14 protein-coding genes are annotated in these 19,667 nt (G+C 52.6%); 6 read left to right on the top strand and 8 right to left on the bottom strand.

What is annotated here, in order from left to right:
- Positions 1–51: 51 nt before the first annotated feature.
- The 8 genes from tldD to csrD all read right to left on the bottom strand — a co-directional run bounded on the left by tldD (position 52) and on the right by csrD (position 12,801).
- Complete coding sequence (tldD, locus tag K0778_RS15730) at positions 52–1,497, bottom strand: metalloprotease TldD (RefSeq protein WP_063084561.1); 1,446 nt, start codon at positions 1,495–1,497, stop codon at positions 52–54.
- A gap of 429 nt (positions 1,498–1,926) precedes the next feature.
- Positions 1,927–5,727, bottom strand: a complete 3,801-nt coding sequence (gene yhdP, locus K0778_RS15725) for an AsmA2 domain-containing protein YhdP (protein ID WP_001253618.1) — start codon at positions 5,725–5,727, stop codon at positions 1,927–1,929.
- Between the two features lie 67 nt (positions 5,728–5,794).
- The gene (rng, locus tag K0778_RS15720; protein WP_063084560.1) at positions 5,795–7,264 is read right to left on the bottom strand and encodes a ribonuclease G; all 1,470 of its coding nucleotides are present in this window, start codon (positions 7,262–7,264) and stop codon (positions 5,795–5,797) included.
- Complete coding sequence (gene yhdE, locus K0778_RS15715; protein ID WP_001618876.1) at positions 7,254–7,847, bottom strand: nucleoside triphosphate pyrophosphatase YhdE; 594 nt, start codon at positions 7,845–7,847, stop codon at positions 7,254–7,256. The genes rng and yhdE overlap by 11 nt, the downstream gene beginning before the upstream one ends.
- 8 nt (positions 7,848–7,855) lie before the next feature.
- Complete coding sequence (mreD, locus tag K0778_RS15710) at positions 7,856–8,344, bottom strand: rod shape-determining protein MreD (protein ID WP_000179409.1); 489 nt, start codon at positions 8,342–8,344, stop codon at positions 7,856–7,858.
- On the bottom strand, positions 8,344–9,447 hold the full coding sequence (mreC, locus tag K0778_RS15705) for a rod shape-determining protein MreC (RefSeq protein WP_000802511.1): 1,104 nt from the start codon (positions 9,445–9,447) through the stop codon (positions 8,344–8,346). Before mreC ends, mreD begins: the two co-directional genes overlap by 1 nt.
- 65 nt (positions 9,448–9,512) lie before the next feature.
- The gene (gene mreB, locus K0778_RS15700; RefSeq protein ID WP_000913396.1) at positions 9,513–10,556 is read right to left on the bottom strand and encodes a rod shape-determining protein MreB; all 1,044 of its coding nucleotides are present in this window, start codon (positions 10,554–10,556) and stop codon (positions 9,513–9,515) included.
- 304 nt (positions 10,557–10,860) lie between these two features.
- On the bottom strand, positions 10,861–12,801 hold the full coding sequence (gene csrD, locus K0778_RS15695) for an RNase E specificity factor CsrD (protein ID WP_001241469.1): 1,941 nt from the start codon (positions 12,799–12,801) through the stop codon (positions 10,861–10,863).
- A gap of 151 nt (positions 12,802–12,952) precedes the next feature.
- On the opposite strand from csrD, the gene K0778_RS15690 reads away from it, so the two are divergent.
- From K0778_RS15690 to prmA, 6 genes are all read left to right on the top strand, one after another.
- Positions 12,953–13,927, top strand: a complete 975-nt coding sequence (locus K0778_RS15690) for an MDR family oxidoreductase (protein WP_001148481.1) — start codon at positions 12,953–12,955, stop codon at positions 13,925–13,927.
- Positions 13,928–14,904: 977 nt separating this feature from the next.
- Entirely contained in the window at positions 14,905–15,375 is a 471-nt protein-coding gene (gene accB, locus K0778_RS15685) for an acetyl-CoA carboxylase biotin carboxyl carrier protein (RefSeq protein ID WP_000354622.1), read from the top strand.
- 10 nt (positions 15,376–15,385) lie between these two features.
- Positions 15,386–16,735, top strand: a complete 1,350-nt coding sequence (gene accC / locus K0778_RS15680; protein WP_000884639.1) for an acetyl-CoA carboxylase biotin carboxylase subunit — start codon at positions 15,386–15,388, stop codon at positions 16,733–16,735.
- 108 nt (positions 16,736–16,843) lie between these two features.
- Positions 16,844–17,086: a YhdT family protein gene (locus K0778_RS15675; RefSeq protein ID WP_000381173.1), complete on the top strand. Its 243-nt coding sequence runs from the start codon at positions 16,844–16,846 to the stop codon at positions 17,084–17,086.
- Positions 17,076–18,527 (top strand): sodium/pantothenate symporter, encoded by a 1,452-nt coding sequence (gene panF, locus K0778_RS15670; protein ID WP_001175728.1) that lies wholly within the window; start codon positions 17,076–17,078, stop codon positions 18,525–18,527. Before K0778_RS15675 ends, panF begins: the two co-directional genes overlap by 11 nt.
- Positions 18,528–18,538: 11 nt before the next feature.
- Positions 18,539–19,420 (top strand): 50S ribosomal protein L11 methyltransferase, encoded by an 882-nt coding sequence (prmA, locus tag K0778_RS15665; RefSeq protein WP_001145827.1) that lies wholly within the window; start codon positions 18,539–18,541, stop codon positions 19,418–19,420.
- Positions 19,421–19,667 lie beyond the last annotated feature (247 nt).

The following is a 19,667-nucleotide window of genomic DNA, read 5'->3' as shown; positions in this document are numbered from 1 at the left end:
CCGTTCGTGCACGTAGAAAGATTAATTATCCTTCTGAAAATAGTGAAATTATTACGCAGTACCGCCAACAGTCAGGTTATCGACTTTCAACGTTGGCTGGCCCACGCCAACCGGCAAACTTTGCCCTTCTTTACCGCAGACACCCACGCCGTTATCCAGTTTCAGGTCGTTGCCAACCATCGAAATCTGCTGCATGGTTTCGATACCGGAACCAATCAACGTTGCGCCTTTCACCGGCTTCGTTACTTTACCGTTTTCAATCAGATATGCTTCTGAAGTGGAGAAAACGAATTTGCCGGAGGTGATATCCACCTGACCGCCACCAAAGTTCGGTGCATAGATACCGTACTCAACGGATTCAATAATTTCCTGCGGGGTCGATTTACCCGGCAGCATATAGGTGTTGGTCATACGCGGCATGGGCAGATGGGCGTAGGATTCACGGCGACCGTTGCCAGTCGGCGTCATCCCCATCAAACGCGCGTTGAGTTTATCCTGCATGTAGCCTTTCAGAATGCCGTTCTCAATCAGCACGTTGTACTGGCCTGGCGTACCTTCGTCATCAATCGCCACCGAACCTCGGCGATCGACCATCGTGCCATCATCAACCACGGTACACAGTTCTGAAGCCACCAGCTCCCCGACCTGTCCACTAAATACTGAAGTGCCACGGCGGTTGAAGTCGCCTTCCAGACCGTGACCAACCGCTTCATGCAACAGCACGCCCGGCCAACCTGCGCCAAGTACTACCGGCATGGTGCCCGCTGGTGCAGCAACGGCAGAAAGATTGACCAGCGCCATACGCACTGCTTCTTTTGCCCATGCATCCGCACGGACTTCGCCGTCGAGATCGGCAAGGAAGAATTCATAACCAAAACGACCGCCGCCGCCACTGGCACCGCGTTCGCGTTTGCCATCTTCTTCGACGAGAACGCTCACGGAAAGACGCACCAGCGGACGGACATCCGCCGCTAGCGTGCCGTCGGTGGCCGCAACCAAAATTAATTCATAGACACCACTGAGGCTGGCAGTCACTTCCTGTACGCGCTTGTCCGCTTCGCGGGCAACCTTATCGACGCGACGCAGGATATCCAGCTTCTCTTCACGGCTCATGCTTTGCAGCGGATCTACCGAGGTATACAACGGGCTATGCTCTACCGCGCCCAGCGTCTGTACTTTACCATCACCACTATCACGGACGATGGTGCGCGCCGCTTGCGCACTCTGTTCCAGCGCCAGCAGGCTGATTTGGTCAGCGTAAGCAAATCCGGTTTTTTCACCGCTGGTTGCACGCACACCAACGCCCTGATCGATGTTGTAAGAACCATCTTTAATAATGCGGTCTTCTAAAACCCAGGATTCGTGATAGCTCGACTGAAAATAGAGATCGCCATAATCAAGGCGACGTTCGGCCAGTTGACCGAGGATCGCGAACAAGTCCTGATGTTTCAGGCCGTTCGCCGCTAGCAATTGTTCACTTACCAGGTTAAGACTCATCGTTTTTGCTACTCGTTAGTTACTGCAGTAGAGGATTTTTTACGGCTGCCGGATGCGGCGTGAACGCCCTATCCAGCCTACGGTTATGTTCCGGTTTGTAGGCCTGATAAGACGCACAGCGTCGCATCAGGCAACGGCTGTCGGATGCGGCGTAAACGCCTTATCCGACCTACGGTTATGTTCCGTTTGTAGGCCTGATAAGACGCACAGCGTCGCATCAGGCAACGGCTGCCGGATGCGGCGTAAACGCCTTATCCGACCTACGGTTATGTTCCGTTTGTAGGCCTGATAAGACGCACAGCGTCGCATCAGGCAACGGCTGCCGGATGCGGCGTGAACGCCCTATCCGACCTACGGTTATGTTCTGGCTCGTTGGCCTTTGGCAACGATTATCCTATGAGATTGGGGCAATTACGCGCCCTCGTCAAATCATTGCGCTTTTTCTTTACGCGGTTGGCGCAACACTTCGTTGATTTGCGGATCGTCCAGCGGACCCGAAATGTGATAGCGCAAAATGGAGACTTTGCTCCACAGCGGCCCCAGCACTTTACTGGCGGCAAACACTGCCGCGCCAACAATGGGGTTAACCGCAAAAGCCGCAGCCACGCCCACCGTCGCAGAAATCTCTGGTGCGACAACCGCTTCCATATTCAGGTCGCGACGTACCAGATTTACCGACCCTTTCATGGCGATATCCGCCTCCAGGCCATCCACCAGCGTGTCGTCGGTGTGCATAACGCCGTCTTTAATCCACGCGGTGCTGCGAATGGAGTCAAAATAGAACCCTTCGCCAAAAGTGTCTCTGAAATCAAAACGCAGCTTACGCATCAGGGCATCTACGCTCAATAAGCGCAGCAATTGCCCGGCATGTCCGGTATTGATTTCGGTAATTTCGCCTTTACCCAGTTGAGTATGAATGATGCCATTCAACGTCGCTTCATCTGGCTGCCAGGGTGCTTTGCGCCAGTGTAAATCGTAATCCACATTAAATGACGACTGGCGTATGGGCGTCGTGACACCAAAAAATTCTGCGGCGGCATCAATTTTCTGCCCGCGCAGTTTTCCTTTCAGCGAGGTACGTTCATTCCCCGGATTATTAACCCATTCACCATCGGCAGTAAGCCGCGAGAAACCAGTATCAATCAGTCCATTGGTCAGCGTTAACGTATCGCCAGAAATGGTGATATCACTGTCAATGCGACCGAATTTTTGCCCCCAGAACCAGCACTCTGTGCATCGTATTTGGGCGTCCGGCCAGCCACGGAAGTTAATGCGCTCCGTTGTCGGGAAAGGTGATGACGGCGTTGAATCACCACGAGTTTTCGCCACGCTCGGGTTGTAATAAAGATATTTGATATTCGCCAGCCACGGCGCGTTATTACGCATCGCTAGCGTGGCGTTGATTTCACGCCCTTGCGCTTCAACCAGGGTGCCATTTGCCGTCGGTTGCGAAACAATACTCAGGTTATTCCATTGCTGATTTCCCAGTGACAACATAGGCGTACGTAACGTTATGTGTTGTGGGAAACTCGCTGCACCACCGACACTCTCCGCAGCGCCTTTCTGGAACAGGGCCAGCCACTCGGCACCATTCATCGGCGGCATATTGAGTTCAACGCCACTTTGTTCCGGCAACGGCGGGAGCGTTTTACTGTCTGCCGCCCAAATAGCACGATCGAGCGTCAGCTTTTGACCGAGCAACCAGCGGCTATTGAAATGATTATCCGCACCAGCCTGTCCGGTTAATTCAAAGCTGTTGAGATTGCCATCAACCTTAACGTTTACCGCTAGTGGTTCACCCGCAGGTTTGGCTAACGGTGAAGGTAAGTGACTGCTCACATTCTTTAGATCGCCGTTCAGCTCTATGTTATAGGTCGCACCAGCATGATAAGGCAGATCAATGCCCACTTTACCATCCCACGCCACGCTGCCACTCAATGCTTCGTTCACCGCTTCAGGCAGAACGCCGGTTTTCGCCGGTTGCCAGTTACCGTTGAGGTTTACCGCTACCTGGTAGGCTTTTGCCCCTTCTTTGGTGGAAAAATCCACGTTCAACGGCTGATTAAACCAGCTTGCTGTCAGTGGTTCACTTTGCAGATCGCTATTGATAAAGCTGAATTTACCGCTCAAATTTTTCAGGGTGCTGTCGAGTGGTTTGATAAACAGACTGTTATTACGCAGCGTCACTTCACCTTTCGCGGTTACCAGTTCGCCGTTCAGCGGGATATCAAGATGTAAGCGAGCATTCACATCGCCGTCGAGCTGGAGTTCTTGCAGGGTCGCACCCAGAGAATCTTTCAGCGGTGTCTCATCAAAGTAAGGGCCAACGGCTTTACCCGGACCTTTAATGTCAGCGTCAATCAGCAGTTTTTCTTTTGAGTAGTCAGGGATCACTGCGGTAAGATTACTCGCGCGCACGCCGCCCAGATTAACGCCATCGGTTTTCATCCATAAACCGTCGTTAATAAAGTCCAGTTCAATATCAAGGTTAGTTAATGCAGGCCAGTCCGGCTGGAAGGCAAACTTCGCGTTGCGCAGCGGCACCAGCACTTCAAACTGACCTTCGTTGTGTTTATAGGGGAAGAGTTGCGGATTGCCACCATAAACCAGCGTCGCGTTATCCGCTTCACCGCCCTGAATCGCGCCACTTAAGTAATCAACCAGGTCTTTACCCATCAAGTTTTCCGGGAAATAGCGCCAGGCTTGTGAACCATCATCGGTACTGATGCCAGCCAGAATACCCAGCCAGGGTTCATCGTTAGCAGGTTGCAGGTAACGAAAACCGCCGCGCGCATGGACGGCTTTGGCTTTAACGTCAATATTACGCCCATCCAGCTGGAAACCTTTGTTATTGTTCAGCCAGCTTATAGTTGCCTGGCCGTCGGCGATTTCTAGTGGCGCACGGAATACCGTTTCGTAAGGCATCTTTGCCTGCTTCATCGACGCGGTAAGCAAACCATTTTCAACGCTGCCGGAAAGCGTCCCGGAGAAGTGTTCCGCACCCGGTAATAATTTCCATTGCTTCCAGGCCAGATCGCTCCACGATGCCTGAAAACGGGTCTTGTCTGCCGCCTGAAGCGGGATATCCAGCGCCAGAGTGTTAATCTTGCCGCTCGGTTGTGTGGAGCGCCAAACATCACCCAGTGCAGGTGAAAGTTTCGCGGCCAGCGGGCGTATGCCCTCCAGGCCTGCCAGCTCCAGATTACTGGCGCGAATCCGGAGTTCGTCACTGCGTTTATTGTCTTTGCCGCCAACGTCCTGTTCCGGTATCCAGGCCAGCGTCAATGCTCCGCTCGGCCAGGGTTTGCCGTCCATCGTGATCCGTGTATCGGGAATAGAGAACTGCCAGCCCGGATTTTCACGCGTAATATGCGCGGTCAGATTATCCACCGACAGCGTATGCGTTTGCTTCTCGCCCAACCAGCTGGCACCGCCCTGTTTCAGCCAGACGTCACCGCCGGTTACATCGCCTTTGTCGATCGTCATCCAGCCTTCAAGGGAGAACTGTGCCGTTTCCAGCGCAATATTGTCCTGCATCCATTTACCGAGCCACGGCTTCAGGTCGATGTCATCCGCCTGGAGCCAGACGCGACCATTGCTTAACAACCCCTCATCATCGCGCAAATCCATGCGCACCTGCATCACGCCGTGCTGTCCGGTAAGGCTGGAGAGGCTTACCAGGCCTTCCGCACGGTGTCGACGTGGATCGTTCAGCCAGGTGAGTTGTGGGATCGCCAGCTCGGCGCGCTGACCGGATGGCGTCAGGAAACTGACTTCACTGTCGCGAAGATCGAAATGGTCAAATTGACGAAGAAACAGATCGCTGATGTGACTGGCTTCCAGACTGTCATCACTACCACCGCTGGTGATAGGAGTGTTGGTGCGAAAGCGCAGCTGCCAGAAAGTGAGGTCGCGAAACTGCCAGCGCATATGTAACAGGCTCTGCCAGACATCCAGCGCCAGAGTAACGCGTTTAACCGAAAATTCGCCGCCATCTTTTAGTTCTGCACGGATGTCGTGTGCTTCAAGCGTCGGGCCAAAATTCTGCCAGCTGGCTGAGAGCTGACTGGCTTCAACCGGCATGCCAGTCGCGGATTCTATTTTGTTGAGGATTTCCGGACGCCAGGCGTCAAGATGCGGTAAAGCAATACGCAGGCCGCTAACCAGCAGGGCAGCGATCACAACGAGCGCGGCTCCAGTAAGCAGTAAAATCCCCGGCAATCGCCTCACCCGTCACTCCTTGTCTGCTAAAAATGTGACTCAAAAACCCTTTGCCGGATGGCGGCCCAGCATCTGTTTACATCATTACGACGTCAAACTGCTCCTGGTTATAGAGCGGTTCAATTTGTACTTTAACCTGTTTGCCAACGAAAATTTCCACTTCCGCCAGCGAGTGTGACTCTTCGCCTTTCAAGGCTTCGGCTACTGCCGGAGAAGCATAGACCAGGAAACGGTCGGAATCGTAAGCATGGTGGACACGAACAATCTCGCGCATGATTTCATAGCATACCGTTTCCACGGTTTTCACCGTTCCGCGACCGTGGCAGGTTGGGCATTCGTTACACAGTACGTGCTCAATGCTTTCGCGGGTGCGTTTACGCGTCATCTCCACCAGCCCCAGCGCCGAAAAACCATTAACGCTGGTTTTCACCCGGTCTTTGCTCAACGCCTGCTCCAGCGAGTGCAGCACGCGGCGGCGGTGATCTTCATTATTCATATCGATGAAATCAATAATGATAATCCCGCCCAGATTACGCAACCGTAACTGGCGAGCGATAGCCTGCGTCGCTTCAATATTGGTATTGAAAATGGTGTCGTCCAGATTGCGATGACCGACAAACGCTCCGGTATTGATGTCCACGGTGGTCATCGCTTCGGTCTGGTCGATAATCAGATAACCACCGGATTTCAGTTCTACTTTGCGTTCCAGCGCTCGCTGGATTTCGTTTTCGACATCAAAGAGATCGAAAATCGGCTGGCGTCCGGTGTAATGCTCCAGCTTGCTGGTCATCTCGGGAATGTACTCCGAGGTAAACTCCAGCAATGCTTCGTAAGTCAGGCGTGAGTCAACGCGAATGCGGTCCAGTTCGGCGTCGGCGAAATCACGCAGAACACGCTGCGCCAGCGCCAGTTCGCCGTACAGCTGATAACGGGTCTGCGGGCGTTTTTTACGCTCCATAACTTTGGTCCAGACGCGTTTCAGATAAGCGGCATCGGAGGCCAGTTCAGCCTCGCCAACCCCTTCCGCTGCGGTACGGATGATAAACCCGCCCTGCTCGTCGCAATACTCTGCGACCACTTTTTTCAGGCGTTCACGTTCTGATTCGCTTTCAATACGTTGGGAAACCCCAACGTGAGAAGCCCCTGGCATAAACACCAGATAGCGAGAAGGCAGCGTGATATCGGTGGTCAGGCGCGCACCTTTAGTGCCAAGCGGATCTTTCACCACCTGCACCATCAGATCTTGCCCCTGACGAACCAGTTCCGAGATGTCGCGCACCGTGAATTGCTTTTGTTCTTCACCCGCCACACATTCGGTGTGCGGCATGATGTCAGATGCATGAAGAAACGCGGCTTTATCCAGCCCAATATCTACAAAAGCCGCCTGCATACCCGGAAGTACACGACTTATACGACCCTTGTAGATATTGCCTACTATTCCGCGTCGCGCCTCACGTTCAATATGAATTTCCTGCAGAATACCGCCATCAATATACGCCACTCGCGTTTCCGAAGGCGTTACGTTTACTAACAATTCAGCCGTCATGTTTATCCCTTTTCTCACGCAGTGCGTTAAAATTACTTAATAATTCATCCGTTTCAACCAGCGGTAAGCCGACTACGGCGTGATAGCTGCCATTTATCTTCCTGACAAAACAGCCACCCAGCCCCTGAATACCGTATGCACCTGCTTTATCTAACGGTTCACCGCTGGCGACATAGCCCGCGATGTCTTCGTCTGTTAACGTTCTGAAAGTCACATCGGTGACCACCAGGCAATCGAGAATGTGCTGGCTGTCAGCCAACGCCACTGCCGTCATCACCTGATGGGTCTGACCCGATAATTTGCGCAACATCTGCGCCGCATGCTCTGCGTCGCGCGGTTTCTCCAGCACTTCTCCGTTCAGGATAACGATAGTATCCGCACCCAGCACCGGGAGATCCTTCGCCGTTTGCGCGACACCTGCCCGTGCTTTCTCGCGCGCCAGACGCACAACATACTGCTGCGCGCTCTCCTGCGGCTGACGCTGCTCCTCAATGCCCGTAACAATACGTTCAAAGGTCACGCCAAGTTGCGCAAGTAACTCCTGACGACGCGGAGAACCGGAAGCTAAATACAGAGAAGTCATAGAAACCTTTATTGCACTGCAAACTGCTGACGGACTTTGCGCATCAGCAAGAAAATCCACGGCCAGAGCACCCCATTGACTACACTACTCCAGAACACTTCCGGTCTGAAAGAGACGTTAATCACTAAAAACTCTGCCCAGAAAACAATAATATCCACCACCAGCGAAAGCAACATGACGACCAGCGCCTGCTGCCATAATGCGAGGTTGCGGAAAAGCTGGTATTTCAGCGCCACCAGGTAAGCAATGATGCTCATCGCCAATACGCGTACGCCAAGCGTCGAGCCGCTGATCAGATCCAGTATGGCACCCATCACAAAACCTGTGCCCACATTTACGCGATGAGGCAAGGCCAGGATCCAATACAACAAGATGAGTAACACCCAGTTTGGCCGGAAAACAATCAGGTTATCCGGCCAGGGCATGATTTGCAGCAACAGCGCAATGAGGAAAGAGAGCCAGATTACCCAGCGTCCCTGGCTACGATAGCTCGCCACTATTGCCCTCCCGGCGCACGCGCAGGCGGTTGAGCACCACTTTGCGGCGGCGTAGCCCTTTGTGGAGAGCGATTAGCAGCAGGCTGTGTCGGCGCAGCAGGCGCAGTAGCTGCATTTCCTGTCGCCGGTTGCTGCGGAGTCGGCTGAGCGATCCCCGTTGCCGGTTCAGGTAACTTTGGCCCCATCGCGTCTGGCGAAGGCAATACCTGCGGCATCATCTGCATCAGACGTTCATTAGCAACACGATGCACCTCTTCCGGCGTCATCGGGTTAGCGCCGTTACGATCTGCCCCCCACAGCAGCAGCAGATAACGCAAACGTTGCAGCCCTGCAGTCGGACGCGCCTGAATCACAGTATAAGCGCGCTGGGTATCGAGTTTTACGGAAGAGACAACCGCGACCGGATAGCCTTCCGGGAAACGACCGCCCAGACCGGAAGTCACCAGCACATCACCAACACGAATATCCGTATTCGCCGGCAGATGCTCAAGCTGCAAATCATCCGTACAACCGTTACCGGCTGCAATTACGCGGATATCGTTGCGCAGCACCTGGATTGGCAGCGCGTGGGTCGCATCACAAATCAGCAGCACGCGACTGGTCAGTTTAGCGACGGCCACCACCTGACCAACAACACCTTTGTCGCTGATGACCGGCTGGCCTTCATAAACGCCATTAACGCTACCTTTATCGATAACAACTTGATCGCTATAAGGATCGTTAACCGTGGAGATAACCTGAGTCACCATTTTCTGCTCATCCTGACGCAGCGGGGAACCCAGCAGCTCGCGCAGACGCGCGTTCTCCTGTTTGTATTGTCCAAGCATCAGCAGTTCACTGTTTTTCAGCAACAGTTCCTGACGTAACGCCCGGTTTTCAAGTTCTAATTGGTCACGCGAGGCCAGCGTCTGCGATACGCCATCCAGCAATTCACGAGGAGCATTGGAAACAAAGTAGAAAGGACTGACGGCGGTATCCATATAAGTACGGATTTGACTGAACGTCCCCAGGCGGCTGTCGGCAATAATAATGCCGAGCGCCACCAGCACCGCCAGAATAAGGCGAATCTGTAGCGACGGGCCACGGCTAAAAATTGGCTTCATAAGTTATGCGTATTCTCGTATCAGACCAGGCAGGGTAAACAGACACTTCCCCTGCCTGCATCCGATTACTCTTCGCTGAACAGGTCGCCGCCGTGCATGTCGATCATTTCCAGCGCTTTGCCGCCACCGCGCGCCACACAGGTCAGCGGGTCTTCAGCAACAACGACTGGAATGCCGGTTTCTTCCATTAACAAACGGTCAAGGTTACGCAGCAGTGCGCCACCACCGGTGAGCACCATGCCGCGCTCGGAGATGTCGGAAGCCAGTTCCGGCGGGCACTGTTCCAGTGCAACCATTACCGCGCTCACAATACCGGTCAGCGGTTCCTGCAGTGCTTCGAGGATTTCATTGGAGTTCAGGGTAAAACCGCGTGGAACACCTTCTGCCAGGTTACGGCCACGAACTTCGATTTCACGGACTTCATCGCCCGGATAAGCCGAACCGATTTCGTGCTTGATACGTTCTGCGGTGGCTTCACCGATCAGAGAACCGTAATTACGACGCACATAGTTGATGATAGCTTCGTCGAAACGGTCACCACCAATGCGCACAGAAGAGGAGTAAACCACACCGTTCAAGGAGATAACAGCAACTTCAGTGGTACCACCACCGATATCAACCACCATAGAACCGGTCGCTTCAGAAACCGGCAGGCCAGCACCAATTGCGGCAGCCATCGGTTCTTCAATCAGGAAGACTTCACGGGCACCAGCGCCCTGCGCGGATTCACGAATTGCGCGGCGTTCAACCTGGGTCGCGCCAACCGGCACACAAACCAGAACGCGCGGGCTTGGACGCATAAAGCTGTTGCTGTGCACTTGTTTGATGAAGTGCTGGAGCATTTTTTCAGTCACGAAGAAGTCGGCGATAACGCCGTCTTTCATTGGGCGAATGGCAGCAATATTGCCCGGCGTACGGCCCAGCATCTGCTTCGCGTCATGACCTACTGCAGCTACGCTTTTCGGTGAACCGGCACGATCCTGACGAATGGCCACCACGGAAGGCTCATTCAATACGATGCCTTGTCCTTTTACATAAATGAGGGTATTCGCAGTACCCAGGTCAATGGACAAGTCATTGGAAAACATGCCACGAAATTTTTTCAACATACTAAGGGATAATCCTGAAAGCTGGGGCGGAAAAGAAAATCCGCTTACTTTACCAACCACACGCAGCAGCGACAAGGCGCAAAAATCATCTGCTACGGTGAAAATTAGTGCAGTTCGTTTCCTTTGTTACAAATCTCTGCCTGAGTCCAGAAAGGCTTAATGCATCAGCAGCATTCCTCGCCTGTTTGCAACCGCGTAAGGTCATTCATCTGCATATGTGCTGCAACAATCTGGCGAGCAGACAAGCACACTCCCATGAGACGCAGCGCGCGTTATTCTACGTGAAAACGGATTAAACGGCAGGTTAAACCGAGTATCTTTGTGAATATTTTTTCACGTTAGTATCAAGTGGCTGTGAGGACGCGAAAAAATCCCCTTGCCCGCCTGTAACACCGCGCTGAATCAGGGTCTGCCACTCGCTTCGCGAACGCACGCCGGTGGCGTAAACCTGGGTGCTGGTCCCGGAGCAGGCTTCCACCAGGCTTTGAACCAGCAGCTGGTTCTCCGTTCGCTTCTCAATGTTTCTGACCAGCCCCGGATGGAGCTTGAGTAACTCAACATTAAGTTCTTTGATCCAACTGGTACTTACCAGCGTCAAACCAGCCTGGTTGACGGCTACCCGTACCCCTAAAGCATTCACTAAACGAATAACAGGTTGTAAACGACTGATATGTTGACCTACATCGGCCTCTGCAAGTTCAATAATTATGCGTTTTCGTTGTGATTTTTCACATTGCATTAACGTATCGCGCAGCCAACGCTGAAAACGCGGGCGAATCAGCGACTCAACGGTAACCTGAATCGCCAGATTTTCCTCTGGCCAGTAACGCAATAGTGGAATAAGACGGCTGATTTGCAGACGGTCATACTCTTCCGATAAGCCAAACTGCAAGACCATCGGCATATACTCCGCCGAGCTAACCTCTTCATTACCATCGAAGATGCGGCACATGAGTTCGCGATGATGAACCTGACCTTCGCGAGTAACCGCCGGTTTTTGATAAAGGCGCGGGCCGCCGCGACTGAGCATTTGCTCGATAAGCGTACGCCAGCGAACATTACCGCGTCCTTTTTCAGGCAACGAGTCATCGTAAATAGCCCAGCTATTGCCGCCCTGCAATCCCGCATTACGCGTGGCAGACTCTGCATGTTCCATTACCTGCTCGGTATCCTGACCACTACGCCAGGCGCAGATACCAATGTGGATCATATCGTCGCGATCGAGCATTTTATTGTTCGGCAAGGTATCAACGGCTTTGATTAACTGACCGGCGATGCTCTCTGCCTCTTTTAACGTCCGGTGCGGTAACAGCGCAGCAAAATCACTGCGGTGGTAACGCGCCAGCAGTGCGCCAGGGTAGCGCATCATAAATGTCGACAGCAGATTCGTCAGAGTGAAGAACTGTTCTTCAACCTGGCTGTGCCCCCAGGTATCGCTCAACATATTGAAATCCGGCAGACGAATCATCATCACGATCCCGTGGGTACCTACTTTCTCCTGATCTTCCAGTAACGTTGCTAACTGATTATCGAAAAAGAGTCGGTTATTGAGGCCGGTTTTCACGTCCTGGGCGGCATAAGAGCGGATCAGCGTATCAAGACGGCTGTGTTGTTCGCGTGCGTTCTGAATTTCACGAAGCAGCGTATCCAGCGCACTGCTGGTTCTGGGCGGCCATTCATAGATGGTTCCCAACACATTAGAGCCACGCTCACCGTTTAAGATACGAGTAGCCCGGGTTTCCAGCAATTCTTGCCCGGCAAGTTGCCGTTGTAACCAGCGTACCGCCAGGAAGAGCATAACAATGATAAAGCCAATCGCCCCCGTGAGCGGCGCGGTGGTCATCAACGAATGGAAATAGTTGCCCATCGGATCCTGATAAACCAGACGCAACGACATCCCCGGATGCTTTATCAACGGAACGCTCAGTTCGCGAAACAGATCGCTGGAGCCAACTGGACGATAACTACCATTTCTGGCCAGGGTATAAACCTGTTTATCACCATGGAGCAGGTCTACACGAACGATATCTGCCGACATCATTAATTCGGTAATTTGTGGCCTTAATACGCTGAAGTCATTCGACACAAGGTGGGTATCAATCGCCGTCGCCACCGCCTGAACGCGATGACTAAACTTATACTGAATGGCGTTGTAGAAACTTAGCGAACAGCCCAGCAAAGTCACAAAAATTGTTAACCCGGTGAGCAGCGTAACAAAGGCCGAAAATTTCGTCGTTAATCTCATCCTTGTGTTAACTCCGATAGTGAGGAAGCGGGCATACTAGCAAATCAGATTTATCTCGCAATTTATTGCGCTTCATCGGCTTTGCTTTTCCATTAGCGAGTATAGTCTTCAGAAATTATTTTCCAATCCATCATGCACATGAGGACCACTTATGCAGGCGTTACTTTTAGAACAGCAGGACGGCAAAACTCTCGCATCAGTACAGACTCTGGACGAAAGTCGCCTGCCGGAGGGCGATGTCACGGTCGATGTTCACTGGTCGAGCCTGAACTATAAAGATGCGCTGGCGATTACCGGTAAGGGAAAAATCATCCGTAATTTTCCGATGATTCCTGGGATCGATTTTGCCGGAACTGTACGCACCAGCGAAGATCCGCGTTTTCATGCCGGTCAGGAGGTGTTACTCACTGGCTGGGGCGTTGGTGAAAACCACTGGGGTGGGCTGGCGGAGCAGGCGCGAGTGAAAGGTGACTGGCTGGTTGCCATGCCGCAAGGGCTGGACGCGCGTAAAGCAATGATTATCGGTACTGCCGGTTTTACCGCCATGCTGTGTGTGATGGCGCTGGAAGATGCCGGTGTTCGCCCGCAGGACGGGGAGATTGTCGTGACGGGTGCCAGTGGTGGCGTCGGCAGTACCGCCGTGGCGCTGCTGCATAAGTTGGGTTATCAGGTCGTTGCCGTTTCCGGTCGCGAAAGTACCCATGAATATCTGAAAAGTTTAGGTGCTAGCCGTGTTCTCCCTCGTGATGAGTTTGCCGAATCCCGTCCTCTGGAAAAACAAGTCTGGGCTGGGGCAATTGACACCGTTGGCGACAAAGTGCTGGCAAAAGTGCTGGCGCAAATGAATTACGGCGGCTGCGTGGCGGCCTGTGGTCTGGCGGGTGGTTTTACTCTGCCAACCACGGTCATGCCATTTATTCTGCGTAATGTCCGTTTGCAAGGGGTGGATTCAGTAATGACGCCACCAGAACGCCGCGCACAAGCCTGGCAGCGACTGGTCGCCGATTTACCAGAATCATTCTATACCCAGGCGGCAAAAGAGATATCTCTGTCAGAGGCACCGAACTTTGCCGAGGCCATCATTAATAACCAGATCCAGGGTCGCACGCTGGTGAAGGTTAACTAACCATTTAGCAGGGAATAATAAGAGAGGGAACTCATTTTGAAATCATTATTCAATCGGTTAACGGGAAAAGCGGTTAGCCGGACAGCTTTCGTCGAACACCTTGGTCAGGAAGTTATACAACATCATCCAAACTGGAAAGTCATGATTTCGACTGACCACAAATTGATGCGCATTGATACTCCACTAAACAGCTATTATTGATACGCCTCCGTCGCCTGTTAGGTTTATGGTGCTTTGCCTGGGCGACGCTACGCTTAGCCCCTTACTTATTTCTGGTACCATGGGGTGAATAATCTGATTTTGTTTGACTACAAATTAATCACTCGAACCTATTTAATGCTGAGCATTGTCAATCGGTTAATTTTGCGTGCTTTAGCATTCACATCTATCCAGACGATGCAGTGAAAATTGGGTAATCCCCAGCAACCGCTGCGTAATGTCGTCTATCTTGTCGCGATCCTGGCATCCCTACATTATTTGTGGTCTGTGAAGATTATCTCATTGCAGCCCCTCATCTTCGCAGGGCTGGCTTTTCAGCTTTTCACCTTACGTTATAAGAAGTTCCGTCGATGATGGCGCTAATTTCGTGAATTGTGCGGCTTGTTGCAAATTACACGGTGTTGAAGGTTATTTACATGTTAGCTGTTGATTATCTTCCCTGATAAGACCAGTATTTAGCTGCCAATTGCTACGAAATCGTTATAATGTGCGACCTCGTCCTCCCTGACGCAGTTTTTGCGCTGCGGAAAAGGTGACATTGGCGCAACGAAGGTATATTTTGTTTTTTGCCGGAGGATAGCAGCAGATCGCTGCACAATGTCCGTCAAGTCTAACATTGACACTCTGGGGCAAAATAGACCAGCGTCCCGGCCTGCTGGAATTTATCGCTATGCATACAGCTGTCGGGGCATACGCTTTACAGACGGCGGTGAAACGCCTGTCACAATCACACTAAACAAAGAGTACGGAACCCACTCATGGATATTCGTAAGATTAAAAAACTGATCGAGCTGGTTGAAGAATCAGGCATCTCCGAACTGGAAATTTCTGAAGGCGAAGAGTCAGTACGCATTAGCCGTGCAGCTCCTGCCGCAAGTTTCCCTGTGATGCAACAAGCTTACGCTGCACCAATGATGCAGCAGCCAGCTCAATCTAACGCAGCCGCTCCGGCGACCGTTCCTTCCATGGAAGCGCCAGCAGCAGCGGAAATCAGTGGTCACATCGTACGTTCCCCGATGGTTGGTACTTTCTACCGCACCCCAAGCCCGGACGCAAAAGCGTTCATCGAAGTGGGTCAGAAAGTCAACGTGGGCGATACCCTGTGCATCGTTGAAGCCATGAAAATGATGAACCAGATCGAAGCGGACAAATCCGGTACCGTGAAAGCAATTCTGGTCGAAAGTGGACAACCGGTAGAATTTGACGAGCCGCTGGTCGTCATCGAGTAACGAGGCGAACATGCTGGATAAAATTGTTATTGCCAACCGCGGCGAGATTGCATTGCGTATTCTTCGTGCCTGTAAAGAACTGGGCATCAAGACTGTCGCTGTGCACTCCAGCGCGGATCGCGATCTAAAACACGTATTACTGGCAGATGAAACGGTCTGTATTGGCCCTGCTCCGTCAGTAAAAAGTTATCTGAACATCCCGGCAATCATCAGCGCCGCTGAAATCACCGGCGCAGTAGCAATCCATCCGGGTTACGGCTTCCTCTCCGAGAACGCCAACTTTGCCGAGCAGGTTGAACGCTCCGGCTTTATCTTCATTGGCCCGAAAGCAGAAACCATTCGCCTGATGGGCGACAAAGTATCCGCAATCGCGGCGATGAAAAAAGCGGGCGTCCCTTGCGTACCGGGTTCTGACGGCCCGCTGGGCGACGATATGGATAAAAACCGTGCCATTGCTAAACGCATTGGTTATCCGGTGATTATCAAAGCCTCCGGCGGCGGCGGCGGTCGCGGTATGCGCGTAGTGCGCGGCGACGCTGAACTGGCACAATCCATCTCCATGACCCGTGCGGAAGCGAAAGCTGCTTTCAGCAACGATATGGTTTACATGGAGAAATACCTGGAAAATCCTCGCCACGTCGAGATTCAGGTACTGGCTGACGGTCAGGGCAACGCTATCTATCTGGCGGAACGTGACTGCTCCATGCAACGCCGCCACCAGAAAGTGGTCGAAGAAGCGCCAGCACCGGGCATTACCCCGGAACTGCGTCGCTACATCGGCGAACGTTGCGCTAAAGCGTGTGTTGATATCGGCTATCGCGGTGCAGGTACTTTCGAGTTCCTGTTCGAAAACGGCGAGTTCTATTTCATCGAAATGAACACCCGTATTCAGGTAGAACACCCGGTTACAGAAATGATCACCGGCGTTGACCTGATCAAAGAACAGCTGCGTATCGCTGCCGGTCAACCGCTGTCGATCAAGCAAGAAGAAGTTCACGTTCGCGGCCATGCGGTGGAATGTCGTATCAACGCCGAAGATCCGAACACCTTCCTGCCAAGTCCGGGCAAAATCACCCGTTTCCACGCACCTGGCGGTTTTGGCGTACGTTGGGAGTCTCATATCTACGCGGGCTACACCGTACCGCCGTACTATGACTCAATGATCGGTAAGCTGATTTGCTACGGTGAAAACCGTGACGTGGCGATTGCCCGCATGAAGAATGCGCTGCAGGAGCTGATCATCGACGGTATCAAAACCAACGTTGATCTGCAGATCCGCATCATGAATGACGAGAACTTCCAGCATGGTGGCACTAACATCCACTATCTGGAGAAAAAACTCGGTCTTCAGGAAAAATAAGACTGCTAAAGCGTCAAAAGGCCGGATTTTCCGGCCTTTTTTATTACTGGGGATCGACAACCCCCATAAGGTACAATCCCCGCTTTCTTCACCCATCAGGGACAAAAAATGGACACTCGTTTTGTTCAGGCCCATAAAGAGGCGCGCTGGGCGCTGGGGCTGACCCTTTTGTATCTGGCAGTTTGGTTAGTAGCCGCTTACTTATCTGGCGTTGCCCCCGGTTTTACCGGCTTTCCGCGCTGGTTTGAGATGGCCTGCATCCTGACGCCGCTGCTGTTTATTGGACTGTGCTGGGCGATGGTGAAATTTATCTATCGCGATATCCCACTGGAGGATGACGATGCAGCTTGAAGTAATTCTACCGCTGGTCGCCTATCTGGTGGTGGTGTTCGGTATCTCGGTTTATGCGATGCGTAAACGGAGCACCGGCACCTTCCTTAATGAGTATTTCCTCGGCAGCCGCTCTATGGGCGGTATTGTGCTGGCGATGACGCTCACCGCGACCTATATCAGTGCCAGTTCGTTTATCGGCGGGCCAGGAGCTGCTTATAAATACGGGCTGGGCTGGGTATTGCTGGCGATGATTCAGCTTCCTGCAGTCTGGCTTTCACTCGGTATTCTCGGCAAGAAGTTTGCGATTCTTGCGCGCCGCTACAATGCAGTGACGCTAAACGATATGCTGTTTGCCCGCTACCAGAGTCGTCTTCTGGTGTGGCTGGCGAGTTTGAGTTTGCTGGTTGCGTTCGTTGGTGCGATGACCGTGCAGTTTATCGGCGGTGCGCGCCTGCTGGAAACCGCGGCGGGTATTCCTTATGAAACCGGGCTGCTGATTTTTGGTATCAGCATTGCGTTATATACCGCCTTTGGTGGCTTTCGCGCCAGCGTGCTGAACGACACCATGCAAGGGCTTGTGATGCTGATTGGCACCGTTGTGCTGCTTATTGGCGTGGTACATGCCGCTGGCGGCTTAAGCAACGCAGTACAGACCTTGCAAACCATCGATCCGCAACTGGTTACGCCACAAGGCGCTGACGATATTCTGTCGCCTGCCTTTATGACGTCGTTCTGGGTACTGGTGTGCTTTGGCGTTATAGGCCTGCCGCATACTGCGGTGCGCTGTATCTCTTATAAAGACAGCAAAGCAGTACACCGGGGGATCATCATCGGTACGATTGTAGTCGCAATCCTGATGTTCGGTATGCACCTGGCCGGAGCGTTAGGTCGGGCGGTGATCCCCGATCTCACCGTACCGGATCTGGTGATCCCGACGTTAATGGTAAAAGTGCTGCCACCGTTTGCCGCCGGGATCTTCCTGGCTGCACCGATGGCTGCGATCATGTCGACAATTAACGCCCAACTGCTGCAAAGTTCCGCTACGATCATTAAAGATCTCTATCTGAATATCCGTCCGGATCAAATGCAAAACGAGACGCGTCTGAAGCGGATGTCGGCGGTAATTACGTTAGTTCTCGGCGCGTTGCTGCTGCTTGCCGCCTGGAAGCCGCCAGAAATGATCATCTGGCTGAATTTGCTGGCCTTCGGTGGGCTGGAAGCCGTTTTCCTGTGGCCGCTGGTGCTGGGTCTTTACTGGGAACGCGCCAACGCCAAAGGCGCGCTAAGTGCGATGATCGTTGGCGGCGTGCTGTATGCCGTACTCGCGACGCTGAATATTCAGTACCTGGGCTTCCACCCTATCGTGCCCTCGTTACTACTAAGTTTGCTGGCTTTCCTGGTCGGAAACCGTTTCGGTACATCCGTCCCGCAAGCTACCGTTTTGACTACTGATAAATAAAGAGTTTTGCCATGCCTTGGATCCAACTGAAACTGAACACCACCGGCGCGAACGCGGAAGATCTTAGCGATGCGCTGATGGAAGCGGGTGCCGTTTCTATCACTTTTCAGGATACCCACGATACGCCAGTATTTGAACCGCTGCCGGGCGAAACGCGCCTGTGGGGCGACACCGATGTGATTGGTCTGTTCGACGCTGAAACCGATATGAACGACGTGGTGGCGATTCTGGAAAACCATCCGCTGCTCGGCGCAGGCTTCGCGCATAAAATCGAACAACTAGAAGATAAAGACTGGGAGCGCGAATGGATGGATAATTTCCACCCGATGCGCTTTGGTGAACGACTGTGGATCTGCCCTAGCTGGCGTGATGTGCCGGACGAAAACGCCGTCAACGTGATGTTAGATCCAGGGCTGGCGTTTGGTACGGGTACCCATCCAACCACCTCTCTGTGCCTGCAATGGCTCGACAGCCTCGATTTAACCGGTAAAACAGTCATCGACTTTGGCTGTGGTTCCGGCATTCTGGCGATCGCGGCGCTGAAACTGGGTGCAGCAAAAGCCATTGGTATTGATATCGATCCGCAGGCGATTCAGGCCAGCCGCGATAACGCCGAACGTAATGGCGTTTCTGACCGTCTGGAACTCTACTTACCGAAAGATCAGCCAGAAGAAATGAAAGCCGACGTGGTGGTCGCTAACATCCTTGCAGGCCCATTACGTGAACTGGCACCGTTAATCAGCGTCCTGCCGGTTTCAGGCGGTTTGCTGGGCCTTTCCGGTATTCTGGCAAGCCAGGCAGAGAGCGTTTGTGAAGCTTATGCCGATAGCTTCGCACTGGACCCGGTCGTGGAAAAAGAAGAGTGGTGCCGTATTACCGGTCGTAAGAATTAACCTTCGCATCGCCGTAGGGTGACGCGGGGCGAAGTGCGAGCAAGCTCACAAAAGGCACGTAAATTTGCCGATTATTTACGCAAATTTGCGTGCCAAAATTTTCATTCATAAAGAAAAATTGAGAACTTACTCAAATTTCTTTGAGTGTAAATTTTAGTCACTATTTTCTAATATGATGATTTTTATGAGTAATTATCGCACCACGCTCATTTTAAATGCAATTCTTTGATCCATCTCAGAGGATTGG

This window comes from Escherichia sp. XD33 (genome assembly GCF_019375075.1).
GTDB classification, from domain to species: Bacteria; Pseudomonadota; Gammaproteobacteria; order Enterobacterales; family Enterobacteriaceae; genus Enterobacter; species Enterobacter flexneri_A.
Note: the sequence above shows the minus strand (reverse complement) of the source record. Positions and strands in the feature narration are given on the sequence as shown.